General features: G+C 58.9%; 15 protein-coding genes and 1 pseudogene. 2 read left to right on the top strand and 14 right to left on the bottom strand.

Going from position 1 to position 12,208, the window contains the following annotated elements:
- Positions 1 to 15: 15 nt before the first annotated feature.
- From C0617_RS15715 to C0617_RS15650, 14 genes and pseudogenes are all read right to left on the bottom strand, one after another.
- On the bottom strand, positions 16 to 663 hold the full coding sequence (locus tag C0617_RS15715; RefSeq protein WP_291317987.1) for a riboflavin synthase: 648 nt from the start codon (positions 661 to 663) through the stop codon (positions 16 to 18).
- On the bottom strand, positions 648 to 1,757 hold the full coding sequence (gene ribD, locus C0617_RS15710) for a bifunctional diaminohydroxyphosphoribosylaminopyrimidine deaminase/5-amino-6-(5-phosphoribosylamino)uracil reductase RibD (protein ID WP_291317986.1): 1,110 nt from the start codon (positions 1,755 to 1,757) through the stop codon (positions 648 to 650). The genes C0617_RS15715 and ribD overlap by 16 nt, the downstream gene beginning before the upstream one ends.
- 61 nt (positions 1,758 to 1,818) lie before the next feature.
- A complete protein-coding gene (gene nrdR, locus C0617_RS15705) occupies positions 1,819 to 2,292 on the bottom strand; it encodes a transcriptional regulator NrdR (protein WP_291317985.1) in 474 nt (157 codons plus the stop codon).
- Positions 2,289 to 2,765 carry a cytidine/deoxycytidylate deaminase family protein gene (locus tag C0617_RS15700; RefSeq protein ID WP_291317984.1) on the bottom strand — a complete coding sequence of 159 codons (477 nt, stop codon included), beginning with the start codon at positions 2,763 to 2,765 and terminating at the stop codon, positions 2,289 to 2,291. Before C0617_RS15700 ends, nrdR begins: the two co-directional genes overlap by 4 nt.
- Entirely contained in the window at positions 2,766 to 4,007 is a 1,242-nt protein-coding gene (gene glyA / locus C0617_RS15695) for a serine hydroxymethyltransferase (protein ID WP_365889453.1), read from the bottom strand.
- Between the two features lie 98 nt (positions 4,008 to 4,105).
- Complete coding sequence (gene rpiB / locus C0617_RS15690) at positions 4,106 to 4,561, bottom strand: ribose 5-phosphate isomerase B (protein WP_291317982.1); 456 nt, start codon at positions 4,559 to 4,561, stop codon at positions 4,106 to 4,108.
- Between the two features lie 8 nt (positions 4,562 to 4,569).
- Positions 4,570 to 5,802, bottom strand: coding sequence for a beta-ketoacyl-ACP synthase II (gene fabF / locus C0617_RS15685; protein ID WP_291317981.1), 1,233 nt, complete (start codon positions 5,800 to 5,802; stop codon positions 4,570 to 4,572).
- A gap of 124 nt (positions 5,803 to 5,926) precedes the next feature.
- Entirely contained in the window at positions 5,927 to 6,160 is a 234-nt protein-coding gene (gene acpP, locus C0617_RS15680; protein WP_291317980.1) for an acyl carrier protein, read from the bottom strand.
- A 59-nt stretch (positions 6,161 to 6,219) separates the two neighbouring features.
- Positions 6,220 to 6,957, bottom strand: a complete 738-nt coding sequence (fabG, locus tag C0617_RS15675; protein ID WP_291317979.1) for a 3-oxoacyl-[acyl-carrier-protein] reductase — start codon at positions 6,955 to 6,957, stop codon at positions 6,220 to 6,222.
- A gap of 33 nt (positions 6,958 to 6,990) precedes the next feature.
- Positions 6,991 to 7,920, bottom strand: a pseudogene (gene fabD / locus C0617_RS15670) (ACP S-malonyltransferase).
- Positions 7,921 to 7,958: 38 nt separating this feature from the next.
- Positions 7,959 to 8,939: a beta-ketoacyl-ACP synthase III gene (locus C0617_RS15665; RefSeq protein WP_291317978.1), complete on the bottom strand. Its 981-nt coding sequence runs from the start codon at positions 8,937 to 8,939 to the stop codon at positions 7,959 to 7,961.
- A complete protein-coding gene (gene plsX / locus C0617_RS15660; protein ID WP_365889452.1) occupies positions 8,936 to 10,018 on the bottom strand; it encodes a phosphate acyltransferase PlsX in 1,083 nt (360 codons plus the stop codon). Before plsX ends, C0617_RS15665 begins: the two co-directional genes overlap by 4 nt.
- A 24-nt stretch (positions 10,019 to 10,042) precedes the next feature.
- The gene (gene rpmF / locus C0617_RS15655) at positions 10,043 to 10,222 is read right to left on the bottom strand and encodes a 50S ribosomal protein L32 (RefSeq protein ID WP_291317976.1); all 180 of its coding nucleotides are present in this window, start codon (positions 10,220 to 10,222) and stop codon (positions 10,043 to 10,045) included.
- 77 nt (positions 10,223 to 10,299) lie between these two features.
- A complete protein-coding gene (locus tag C0617_RS15650) occupies positions 10,300 to 10,857 on the bottom strand; it encodes a DUF177 domain-containing protein (protein ID WP_291317975.1) in 558 nt (185 codons plus the stop codon).
- Between the two features lie 234 nt (positions 10,858 to 11,091).
- On the opposite strand from C0617_RS15650, the gene mazG reads away from it, so the two are divergent.
- Entirely contained in the window at positions 11,092 to 11,913 is an 822-nt protein-coding gene (gene mazG, locus C0617_RS15645) for a nucleoside triphosphate pyrophosphohydrolase (protein ID WP_291317974.1), read from the top strand.
- Positions 11,910 to 12,140 (top strand): hypothetical protein, encoded by a 231-nt coding sequence (locus C0617_RS15640; protein WP_291317973.1) that lies wholly within the window; start codon positions 11,910 to 11,912, stop codon positions 12,138 to 12,140. Before mazG ends, C0617_RS15640 begins: the two co-directional genes overlap by 4 nt.
- Positions 12,141 to 12,208: the final 68 nt, after the last annotated feature.

The raw sequence follows: 12,208 nt of genomic DNA, 5'->3' as shown, positions 1-12,208 counted from the left end.
TGATCCAAATATATGTCACATAAATCCATGCTTGGCAAGGAAATCGAGGTCGATCCCCGCCCCGGCGGAGGCCGTCCCTCCGGTCAGGAGGCGTTCCACGTATTTGCCGAGGATATCCGTTTCAAGATTCACCTTGTCACCGGCCCCCTTCTCCTTCAGCGCCGTTTCGGCGAGGGTATGGGGAATGATCGAGACGGAGAAATTCTCCGGGAAAACCCGGTTGACGGTCAGGCTGATGCCGTCCACTGCGATTGAACCCTTTTCCACGACATACCGCGCCAGGTCGCCAGGCAGAGAGATGGAAAAGCGCACGGCGTTGCGGTCCTTCTCCCGCTTCAGGATCCTGGCGACGCCGTCCACGTGTCCCGTCACAAGGTGCCCGCCGAGGCGATCGCACAAGCGCACCGCTCGCTCCAGGTTTACGGGTATGCACGGCGGCAATCCCCCCAGAGTGGTTCGCAGAAGGGTTTCGGGAGAGACGTCTGCGGTAAAGTTGCCCTCGCCAAAGGAGGACACCGTCAGGCAGACCCCATTGACCGCAATACTCTCACCCAGTCGGAATTCTGAAGCGGGAATGTTGGCCGAGACGACCAGGGATCCTCTCTCGCCCTGCTTGCGCACCTCCCGCAGAACGCCCAGATCTTCGATCAGACCGGTGAACATCCCTTGACCTCCCCCTCAATAAGAGTATCGACGCCAACGGAAGTGATCCTGACATCGTCCAGACGCAGAGCATCTGCCAATCGTCGAACCCCGCACCCTGAGAAAATCCCCTGCCCGTCGTTGCCGCCCAGCAGGAGCGGTGCGACAAAGACCATCATCCGGTCGACAAGGCCTTCACGTATGGCGGCGGCGTTCAGGCGGCCCCCTCCTTCGAGCAGGAGACTTTGAATTCCCCTTTGCCCAAGACACCCCATCAGTTCGGAGAGATCGACCCGGCCCTCATCTTCGCCGAGCAGAAGCACCTCGGCGCCTAGGGCTCTCAGGCGCTCGACCTTGTCGCGGGATGCACGGGCCGTTGTTGCAACGAGGGTCGATGCGGCGGAGTCGCCACGAAGTACGAGGGCCTCCTCGGGGATTTCAAGACGTCCGTCGACCACCACACGCAGCGGATCCTTTCCCCCCTCCGGGAGGCGGGTTGTCAGGCGCGGGTCATCGTGCAGCACTGTGCCGATGCCGACCATGATGGCGTCAACCCGGTCCCGAAGACGATGGACGAGGGTCCTACTATCGTCCCCGCTGATCCACTGGGAATCACCGGCGGAGGTGGCCGTGTGACCGTCGAGGGTCACGGCGCTCTTGAGGATCACGTAGGGAAGTCCGGTAGTGACATGCTTGGCAAAAGGGGCGATCAGGCGCCGGCACTCCGCTTCGAGAAGGCCGGACTCGACCGGGATCTCACCTTTGCGCAGGAGGGACATCCCCCGTCCTTGAACCAGGGGGTTGGGGTCTTGGGTTCCGATGAAAGCCCGCCGGATCCCAGCATCGAGAAGAGCCTCGGCACAGGGCCCGGTGCGTCCACGGTGGGAACACGGTTCGAGAGTCACATAGAGGTCGCTTCCGCGGGCTGCCCCCCCCGCATGGCGGAGGGCGAAAATCTCGGCATGAGGGTCTCCCGCCCTGGGATGAAACCCTTCCCCGACGATCTGCCCGTCCTTGACCAGAATGGCTCCTACGGGAGGGTTGGGACCGGTTCGTCCCTCTCCGCGACGAGCAAGGTCAAGGGCCCGCTGCATGAACCGCTTGTGGCCAGCCATTTTAGTGTTCACTGATTCGACCCAAGGGTTCATCCGGCCGAAGAAAGGACCGGAGCAGGATTCAGGAGGGGGACCGATCGCCGCCCTTGGCGAGGATTTCGGACAATTCCGACATGAACTCGTTGATATCCTTGAACTGCCGGTAGACAGAGGCGAATCGAACGTAGGCGACCTCATCGATGCCCTGCAGCGCCACCATGACCGCCTCCCCAAGCCTTGAGGACTCGATCTCCTTGTCCCCGGACTCCTGGAGGGTCACCTCGAGGCGGTCCACCACCTTCTCGATTGTACCGATGGAAACAGGTCGCTTTTCGCAGGCCCTTTGCATCCCGGCAATGATCTTGGTGCGATCGAAAGGCTCCCGTCTTCCGTCCTTCTTGACGACCAGGGGAAGACTCTCCTCGACCCTTTCATAGGTGGTGAAACGCCGCTCGCAGTCGATGCACTCGCGCCGGCGGCGAATGTTGTTCCCTTCCTTGCCGAGACGGGAATCGATAACCTTGGTGTCGGCAAACCCGCAAAAGGGACATTTCATGGCGCATCCTCCTTCGCCTCTCCCGAGGAATTTGAATAAGGCACCAGCTCCACCCCCGATTCCCGAAGAAGTTCGGTGGACAGGTCGTCGGGGTATCCCTCCAGAAAAATGATCCGGTGGATACCGGCATTGATGATCATTTTAGAGCAGATCACGCAAGGCGAATTTGTGCAATAGAGAGTCGTGCCGCTGATGTTAGCGCCGTGCTTGGCGGCCTGAATGATGGCGTTCTGCTCGGCGTGCAGTCCACGACACAGTTCATGGCGCTCACCGGAAGGGACGTTGAGCCTCTGGCGCAGGCAGCCGACCTCCTCACAGTGGGTAATCCCCGAAGGGGTGCCGTTATACCCCGTGGCCAGGATGTTCTTGTCCTTGACCACCACGGCACCGACACGGCGGCGCAAGCACGTAGAGCGCTTGGCCACCAGGCGGGCGATATCCATGAAGTATTCTTCCCAGGACGGACGAGTCATTTACCTCAGGCGGTGGGCATAAAGGGGAAAGCGCTCGCAAAGCTGGCGAATTTCCTGCCGGATCTCGGCAAGGGCGGCGTCGTTGCCCACGTTTTCAAGAGCCCGGTCGATCCACTCGGCGACCAGTGCCATTTCCAGCTCCTTGAGGCCGCGACTGGTCGTGGCCGGAGTGCCGATGCGGATGCCGCTGGTCACAAAGGGTGAACGGGTGTCGAAGGGGACGGCGTTTTTGTTGACAGTAATACCGGCCTTTTCAAGGGTTTCCTCGGCGACCTTGCCGGTCAGCTCCGTTCCGGAGAAATCGAGCAGCATGAGGTGATTGTCGGTCCCGCCGGAAACGAGATTGAACCCGCGCTTGACCAGCCCCTCGGCGAGAGCGCTGGCGTTCTTCACCACTTGGGCGGAGTAATCCTTGAATTCGGCAGAAAGCGCTTCCTTGAACGCCACCGCCTTGGCCGCGATGACATGCATCAGGGGGCCGCCCTGAATACCGGGGAAGATATTGCTGTTGATTTTTTTGGCGAACCCCTCACGGCAAAGAATCATTCCTCCCCGGGGTCCGCGCAGGGTCTTGTGGGTCGTGGTGGTGACGAATTCAGCATGGGGAACCGGACTCGGGTGCTGGCCGGTTGCGACCAGCCCGGCGATATGAGCCATATCGACCATGACCATGGCACCGACCTTGTCGGCGATCCTCCGGAAGGCGGCGAAATCGATGGTCCGGGGATAGGCGCTGGCACCGACGACGATAAGTTTCGGGCGGTGCTCTTCTGCAAGCCGCTCCACTTCTTCGTAGTCGATCGTCCCGGTTTCTTTCTTGACCCCGTAGGGAACGATATTGAACAGTTTCCCGGAAAAGTTGACGGGCGAGCCGTGGGTGAGGTGGCCTCCGTGAGCGAGATTCATCCCGAGAACCGTGTCGCCCGGCTGGCAGACCGTAAAATAGACCGCCATGTTGGCCTGGGACCCGGAGTGGGGCTGGACATTGGCATGTTCGGCCCCGAAAAGCTCCTTGGCGCGGTCAATGGCCAACTGCTCTGCCACGTCGACGAATTCGCAGCCGCCGTAGTACCTCTTGCCCGGGTAACCCTCGGCATACTTGTTGGTCAGGACAGACCCCTGAGCCTCCAGAACCAGCTCGCTGACAAAGTTTTCCGAGGCGATGAACTCGAGGCTGTACTCCTGGCGCTCGGTCTCGCGGCGAATCGAAGCAGCAATTTCCGGATCGAACTGGGCTATCATCTCCGACATCTTTACCATCCTCCGGTTAACTCTCGGTTTCTAAAACACGTCCAGCTAAAGCAATGGGCAGGCCGTTTGCCTGCCCACATAGGCCCGGGTCAAACTCGGCCGGCCCTGACGTTTTCCTCGATCTGGGCGATTTTATCGAGGCGCTTTTGATGGCGGCCGCCCTCGAAAGAGGTGTCAAGCCAGACGTTCACCATCCGGCACGCCTGTTCAGAGTTCAGGACCCGGCCCCCCATGACGATCACGTTGGCGTTGTTGTGCTCCTTGGACATTTGGGCGGTAAATTCGTCGCTGATAAGCGCCGCCCGCACTCCGGGAAACTTGTTGGCAACGATGGACATCCCGATCCCCGTGCCGCAGATCAGAATACCCCGATCGGCCTCTCCGCGAGCCAGCGCCCCGGCGACCTTAGCTCCGAAGTCGGGATAGTCCACCGAATCGCTGTTCATGGTCCCCAGGTCCCGGACCTCGACACCTCTGTCCTGAAGAGCCTGCTTGACGGTCTCCTTGAGTTCCAGGCCCCCGTGGTCGCTTGCGATGATGATCATGATGACAATCAGACCTTTCTGAACAGCAAAGTGGCGTTGGTCCCGCCGAAACCGAAAGAGTTGGACATGCTCATACGGACTTGGCCGCGCCGCCCTTCGTTTGGAACGTAGTCAAGGTCACACTCGGGGTCCGGTTCGTGATAGTTGATGGTCGGCGGGACTTCCCCCCGCTCCATGGCCATGAGGGCATACACTGCCTCGAGGCCGCCGGCAGCCCCGAGGGCATGGCCGGTCATGCTCTTGGTGGAACTGATCATCACCTTTCGAGCATGGTCTCCGAACACATTCTTGATGGCCATGGTTTCGTAGAGGTCGTTGAAGTGGGTAGATGTGCCATGGGCATTGATGTAATCGACATCTTCTGGGCGGGCGCCAGCGCCGTCAAGAGCCATTTTCATGCACCGGGCGGCCCATTCCCCGCCGGGGGCGGGGGCGGTCAGGTGGTGAGCGTCGCCGGTGAGGCCGTAACCGCAGACCTCTCCGTAGATTTTGGCGCCCCGCTTCTTGGCCGCTTCATATTCCTCCAGGATCACGATACCCGCACCCTCGGCCATGACGAAACCGTCGCGACCCTTTTCGAAGGGGCGGCTCGCTCCCTCGGGGTCGTCATTCCGTGTCGACAGCGCCTTCATGACGTTAAATCCGCCGATCCCCAGGGAGGTGATCGTGGCCTCGGTACCGCCGGCGATCATAGCATCGGCGTCGCCTCGCTGAATCATGCGAAAAGCGTCCCCAATGGAGTGAGTTCCCGTGGCGCAGGCGGACACCGAAGAGAGGTTGGGGCCCTTGGCGCCGTAGCGGATCGAGATATGGCCGGGCGCGAGGTTAATGATCAGCATGGGGATGAAAAACGGGGAGATCTTCTTGTATCCCCTTTCAAGCATCGCGTTGTGATACTTCTCGATAGCGGGAAGCCCGCCCAGGCCGGCCCCCACGAGGACACCGACACGTTCGGCGTTCTCCTCGGTAATTTCCAATCCAGAGTCCAGCATGGCCTTATCGGCAGCCGCCAGGGCATACTGGATGAAAAGGTCCATCTTCTTGATTTCCTTCTTGTCGATGAACTCTTCGGCGTTGAAATTCTTGACCTCACCGGCGATCTGGGTCGGAAATTCGGATGCGTCGAAGTGGGTTATGGGGCCGATCCCTGACCGGCCTGCCATAAGGGCCTGCCAGTTCTCTTCGGCCCCGATGCCGAGGGCGGAGATGGTGCCGACACCAGTCACAACAACTTTGCGCATGTAAAAACTCCTTCGTGAACAAGGATCTGTGGTGCGGGAAGGTTTCCTGAAATTATCTTTCCAGGTCGGGTCGAAAGGTCAAAAGAGTGAAGGAGGGAGCGAAGGCTCCCTCCTTCACTCTTTGTTAGGCGTTTTCTGCGATGTAGTCGATAGCGTTTTTGACGGTCTGGATTTTTTCGGCGTCCTCGTCGGAGATCTCGATATCGAACTCCTCTTCGAGAGCCATTACCAGTTCAACGGTGTCGAGGGAATCCGCCCCCAGGTCGTCCATAAAAGACGCCCCATCGACAACCTGCTCCTCATCCACCCCAAGTTGTTCCGCAACGATCTGTTTCACTTTTTCAGCAGTTGAAGCCATGTGTGTTACCTCCTGTTTGATGTCCGTGCCGGCCGCAAGACCGTGCAAAGATTGGTCGTTTACATATACATTCCGCCGTTAACACCCAGAACCTGCCCGGTGACGTACCCGGCCTTTTCCGAGGCAAGAAACACAACGGCGTTCGCCACATCTTCAGCGGTACCAAGGCTCCCCAGAGGGATCTGGGCCGCCAGTTCCTGTTTTGTTTTCTCAGGCAGAATTTCGGTCATTTCGGTGGCGATGAACCCGGGAGCAACAGCGTTCACGGTGACGTTGCGGCGAGCCAGTTCCCGGGCGTTGGACTTGGTCAGTCCTATCAAGCCGGCCTTGCTGGCGCAATAATTGGCCTGCCCGGCATTTCCCATCTGCCCCACCACCGAAGCGATATTGACGATCCTTCCGAAGCGCTGCTTGGACATCACCTTGGAAGCGGCCCGACTGCAGAGAAAGGCCCCCTTCAAGTTGACGGAGAGAACAGCATCCCAATCCTGGTCCTTCATCCGCAGCAATAGCCCGTCACGGGTTATCCCGGCGTTGTTTACCAGGATATCTACCCGTCCAAACGCATCCATGGCCGCAGTGATGATCTGTTCGACGTCCTCGGTGAGAGTGACGTTGGCCTTGACCGCGATGGCCTCGGTCCCGTCCGCCTTGAATTGAGCGACCACCTTTTCGGTAGCTTCCTGGTAGATGTCTACGGCGACGATCCGCGCACCCTGGGCGGCCAGAGCCTTGGCGATGCTCAGGCCGATCCCCCGAGAGGCGCCCGTGACGACGGCGACTTTATCTTTCGGCATGTTGAGTCCTCCTGTTAATGAGTAAAACGGCGCTCACGCCCCTTGCAGAGCATTCAGGTCCTTGACGTCCTGCAAGTTCTGGACGGCCGTTCCCTTGGCGATGCGCTTGATGAGTCCGGCAAGCACCCTGCCGGGCCCGATTTCGACAAACCTCTCAACGCCGAGACCGAGCATCGCCCTGACCGACTCCTCCCAGCGCACCGGAGCGCTTACCTGTGCGACGAGAAGTTCCTTGATACGTCCGGCCTCCTGGTTGGGAGAAGCCTCAACGTTGGTCACTACGGGGAATTGAAGGGATGCTACGGAAACTGTTTCCAGAACCTCGGCCAACCGTTTTCCAGCGGGATCCATGAGGGAGCAGTGAAAGGGAGCGCTCACAGGCAGGGGAAGAGCGCGTTTGGCTCCCCGCTCCTTGGCCAGTTCGATGGCGCGGTTCACTGCCGCCACGTTGCCGGCAATAACGACCTGTCCGGGGCTGTTGAAGTTTGCCGGAGAGACGACCTCGCCCTGAGCGGCCTCTTTGCATACCACCTCGAGATCATCCTGGTCGAGACCGATCACGGCGGCCATCGCCCCATCACCGACAGGAACCGCCTCCTGCATGAAGGCTCCGCGCTTCCGGACGGTACGCACCGCATCGGCAAAGGCCAGTCACTCGGCACAGACCAAAGCCGAATACTCGCCGAGGGAATGCCCGGCGACATAGCCGGGCTTCAGGTCGGTCTCCTGCTGCAACACTCTTTGGGCAGCAATGCTGGTTGTGAGAATGGCGGGCTGGGTATTGGTGGTCAGCTTCAGGTCCTCTTCGGGACCGTTGAAGCACATCGCGGCGAGATCAAATCCGAGAGCGTCGTTGGCTTCTTCAAAGACCTCTCTAGCCACGGCAAAATTGTCGTAGAGTTCCTTTCCCATGCCCGGGAACTGCGACCCCTGGCCGGGGAATAAAAAAGCGACCATTTGTATTCAATTCTCCTTCTTGATCGATCCGAATTCCGCAGAGACTACCAGCGAACCAGGGCTGAGGCCCAAGTGAATCCTCCGCCGAAGGCATCAAACAGAAGCAGGTCGCCCTCGGCAATCTTGCCGGCCCGGTTGGCCTCGTCAAGGGCAAGAGGAATCGAGGCGCCGGAGGTGTTCCCAAAGCGATCGACGTTGATATAAACCTGCTCGTCCTTCAGCTTCAATCTCTTGGCGGTCGCTTCGAGAATGCGCCGGTTGGCTTGGTGCGGAATGAACATGTCGATGTCGCTGGATACGAATCCGTTGGTTTCGAGAGCCTCTACGGCCACGTCCGAAAGGGAACGGACAGCCATTTTGAACACCTCGTTCCCCTGCATTTTGAGGTAAGGAATGCGATCCTTGATGCCCTGTTCAGTGGGCTGAATGCGGGTGCCGAATCCGGCCTGGTAGAGGAGTTCCCAATAGGATCCATCGGAGTGGAGATGGGTTGAGAGAACCCCGCTCTCGCCCTCCTGCCCCTGCAGGACCACTGCCCCAGCCCCGTCGCCAAAAAGAACACAGGTGTTGCGGTCTTCCCAGTCCACGACCCTCGTAAGGATTTCGGCACCGATGACGAGTACGTTCTGGGCCGCCCCGGCTTTTATGTAGTTGACCCCCGCATCGAGAGCGAAGACAAAACCGCTGCAGGCTGCGGAGATGTCGAAAGCGGCAGCGTTGCAGGCGCCCAAATTGTCCTGCACCAGACACGCCGTGGCCGGCCAGGGAAAGTCGCCGGTGATGGTGCCGACGAGGATCAGGTCGATCTCCTCCGCCCCAATGCCCGCCATATCCATCGCCCGACGTGCAGCCTCGGTGGCCAGATCGGAGGTGTTTTCCCCCTCAGCGGCGACATGTCTTTCGCGGATACCGGTACGGCTGGTGATCCACTCATCGCTGGTATCGAGAAATTTCTCTAGATCATGATTGGTCAGAACTTTTTCCGGAACATAAGACCCGGTACCGACTATCCGAGCTTTTTTCAACCTGCTACTCCTTTGGGGCCAGAGACGTTTCCACCTTCCAGCACCTTGCCTGCCCCGTTCGACCTCTCGGGGCATTCGATGTCATCCCCTGCAACCTGACTCAACTGTCCAACAAGCTTTTCATTGACCTTGCTGGCCACATAATCCCTGGCCTGGCCGATGGCGTTCATCAAGGCCCTCGGACTCGATCCGCCATGGGCGATGATACCCGTACCCTCGATCCCGAGCAGGGGCGCCCCGCCGTATTCGGCGTAGTCCACCTTCTTCTTGAAAGACTTGAAGGCTCCGCGGGATAGAAGATAGCCGATCTTAGCCAGGGGGTGTTGACGGATCTCTTTGCTCAACATCGTACCCAGGGCCTCGGCGAGACCTTCAGACACCTTCAGGACGACATTTCCGACGAACCCGTCACACACGACGACATCGACCGAGCCGTTGTAGATGTCCCGACCCTCGATGTACCCCAGATAATTAAAGGGGGCTTTCTTGAGGAACCGATGCGCCTCGCGGGTCAATTCGTTCCCCTTGGACTCCTCCTCGCCGTTCGACAGGAGGCCGACCCTCGGGTTGGACTTCTTCAGTACGTGACGTACGAAGACCTCACCCATAAAAGCGAACTGGGCGAGGTGCTGAGGCTTGCAATCCACGTTTCCGCCCACGTCGAGAACCAGGGTCTGGTCCTTGAGATTGGGCATAATGGTGGCGATGGCGGGACGATCGATCCCGGGAAGGCGCTTCAGAACAAACATCCCGGCCGCCATGGTGGCCCCGGAGTTACCGGCACTGACCACCGCGTGAGCCTCTCCCGTCTTCGCCAGATTGAAGGCGACCCGAATAGAGGAGTCCTTTTTTTTGCGAACGGCGTCAGAGGGCGAGTCGTGCATCCCCACGACCTGGCTGGCATGCCGGATGCTTATGTCCAGCCCTTCTGCAGAATGGTTACTGAGTTCCTGTTCGATCCGGGAAGAATCCCCGACCAATACGATTGGAATGCCCCATTTCCTGGCGGCGGCAACAGCACCCTCAACCTCTACGGCTGGTGCGTTGTCCCCCCCCATGGCATCCACGGCAACGACAATGCGCGGCATCGATCGGACAGCCCCTTATTCTTCGGTGCCGAGGATGTCTTTCCCTTTGTAGGTCCCGCAACTGGCGCAGACCCGGTGAGGCTGTTTCGGCTCTTTGCACTGGGAACAGATGGAAATTCCGGGCGCTGTCAGGGCGTCGTGGGAACGGCGCATGTCACGTTTGGATTTTGATGTTTTCTTTTTTGGTACTGCCATGGTTTAACATCTCCTTGTTCGTCGACCAACAGGTCGATTCAATGATATCTTCGGCCTCGGCTTGGGGTCCAAGCCGGTTAATTGCGATCTTTGTTTACCTTGAAGTCCTTGAGGGCCGCGAATTTCAGACTGCCCGACACCCGGTCGCACCCGCACTCGCCATGTTTGAGGTCGGCACCGCACTTGGCGCAAAGCCCCGGGCATTGATTGGAACAGAGGGGGCGCACAGGCAGGGCGAGAACCACCTGTTCCTGAACTGTGTCCTTCAGGTCGATCTCATCCCCCTCGAACAGAACAAGACCCATCTCCTCGGCAGAGACCTCGACTTCCTCGCCGCCCTCTTCGTCGTGAACCGCAGGAAGTTCCCTCACGAAGGCGAGTGAAAATCCGCCCGAGAGGGGTTTCTCGAAATCCTGGAGGCATCGACTGCAAGCCAGCCGAGCGGTGGTCTCTACCCGCCCGTCTATTTCGACCAGGTCACCGATCCGCTGGGCCCGCACGTGGGTGCGTACTTCGGTTCGAAAGTCCCCCTCCCCCTTCTTTGCCATTTCGGACAGAACCGGGTATTCGCTGGGGTCTTCAACAAAATCGAGGGTGAGACCCTTCTCTTTAATGTCCTCGATGCGTAGGCGCACCTCTACCCTCCTTGCGAGCTTGGAAACGGTTAGTATAGTGACGCCCCCCTTTTTGTCAAGGGAAATCGCCCCCTCCGGAGACCTCTAGAATCACCCTATTTCCAGGCACCTTCCCTGGGAATATATACGGAGAGACCAAGGGGAAAAGGACCCTTTTCATCCTTGCAATAGCTCCTGTATTGGGTTAGTTTTTGCCGTACCCTGTTCAACTTTTCTGGAGATCAACCCCCCAGCATGCCGACGCCACACTCTCAAGCCTGCCTCGCCTTCCGCCGTCTTCTGGAGATCATGGACACTCTGCGCTCGCCAGGGGGGTGCCCCTGGGATGCCGAGCAAACCCCCGAGAGCCTCAAGCCTTACCTGATCGAAGAGACCTATGAGGTTATCGAAGCGATCGATCAGGGGTGCGCCTCGTCAATCAAGGAAGAGCTTGGGGACCTCCTTCTCCAGATCGTGTTTCAGACCAGGATTTTCGAGGAACGTCAGGCCTTCACCATGGCCGATGTTGCCGACGGGATCGCCGACAAGCTCGTACGCCGCCACCCGCATGTGTTCGACGAGGTGCAGACGCTCGACCTGGAAGAGTTGAATACCCAGTGGGACCGGATCAAGGCGCGAGAGAAATCCAAGCGAGGCGAGGCTTCCTCAGCGCTCGGGAATCTCCCCCGGCAATTGCCGGCCCTGCTGCGGGCAGCCAAGATCAATGAAAAGGCCGCCCGGGCCGGATACGACCCAGGCTCTCCCCTTCGTCGGGCAGAGCAGGCCAGGACACACCTTGAGGCACTGAACATGGAACTGGGCACGGACGACAAGGAACGGCTCGGCAATCTCTTCGGGAGCCTGTTCTTTGAGTTGGCAGGACTCGCCTCGGCCCTCGGGCACGATCCGGAGGAGGCATTGCGCAGCCGGATCGACGGCTTCGTCGAAGGTTTCGAAACCCAGGACCTGGGCTTGAAAGAAAAGGAACCCTCGCCGAGCATCCTTTCCGCCGGCGAGGGCGATATATTGAAAGGGGCCGGGGCGAAAAAGAGGGGGACCTCCAAGGAGAATAAATGAAAAAGCACTCCCTTTCGGGCGCCTTGGGACCTTTTCCACAAAAACTGTGGAAAACTTGTGGAAAAGGGTGTTGGCTGAAGACTCCCCCCCGGTCACCAAAACCTTTCCAACAAAGTGGTTATTTTTTAGGCAGAAACTTTCATCATAAAAATCAACCACTTGGAAAAACCTTCCAAACCGCCATGTCGGGCGAGCGTCCCTCGCCCCTTATCCTTGGTTTTTATTAAAAAAGAGAGCAAAAGTGTTTATAAAACTATTAGTTGTATTCATTGTAGTCCCTCTGGTGGAGTTGTTC

Source organism: Desulfuromonas sp. (genome assembly GCF_002868845.1).
Taxonomy (GTDB): Bacteria; Desulfobacterota; Desulfuromonadia; order Desulfuromonadales; family BM501; genus BM501.
Note: the sequence above shows the minus strand (reverse complement) of the source record. Positions and strands in the feature narration are given on the sequence as shown.

Excerpts from the sequence above, each read along its gene's own strand:
- C0617_RS15715 (WP_291317987.1), bottom strand. The coding sequence starts at position 663 with ATGTTCACCGGTCTGATCGAAGATCTGGGCGTTCTGCGGGAGGTGCGC.
- ribD (WP_291317986.1), bottom strand. The coding sequence starts at position 1,757 with ATGGCTGGCCACAAGCGGTTCATGCAGCGGGCCCTTGACCTTGCTCGT.
- nrdR (WP_291317985.1), bottom strand. The coding sequence starts at position 2,292 with ATGAAATGTCCCTTTTGCGGGTTTGCCGACACCAAGGTTATCGATTCC.
- C0617_RS15700 (WP_291317984.1), bottom strand. The coding sequence starts at position 2,765 with ATGACTCGTCCGTCCTGGGAAGAATACTTCATGGATATCGCCCGCCTG.
- glyA (WP_365889453.1), bottom strand. The coding sequence starts at position 4,007 with ATGATAGCCCAGTTCGATCCGGAAATTGCTGCTTCGATTCGCCGCGAG.
- rpiB (WP_291317982.1), bottom strand. The coding sequence starts at position 4,561 with ATGATCATCATCGCAAGCGACCACGGGGGCCTGGAACTCAAGGAGACC.
- fabF (WP_291317981.1), bottom strand. The coding sequence starts at position 5,802 with ATGCGCAAAGTTGTTGTGACTGGTGTCGGCACCATCTCCGCCCTCGGC.
- acpP (WP_291317980.1), bottom strand. The coding sequence starts at position 6,160 with ATGGCTTCAACTGCTGAAAAAGTGAAACAGATCGTTGCGGAACAACTT.
- fabG (WP_291317979.1), bottom strand. The coding sequence starts at position 6,957 with ATGCCGAAAGATAAAGTCGCCGTCGTCACGGGCGCCTCTCGGGGGATC.
- rpmF (WP_291317976.1), bottom strand. The coding sequence starts at position 10,222 with ATGGCAGTACCAAAAAAGAAAACATCAAAATCCAAACGTGACATGCGC.
- mazG (WP_291317974.1), top strand. The coding sequence starts at position 11,092 with ATGCCGACGCCACACTCTCAAGCCTGCCTCGCCTTCCGCCGTCTTCTG.
- C0617_RS15640 (WP_291317973.1), top strand. The coding sequence starts at position 11,910 with ATGAAAAAGCACTCCCTTTCGGGCGCCTTGGGACCTTTTCCACAAAAA.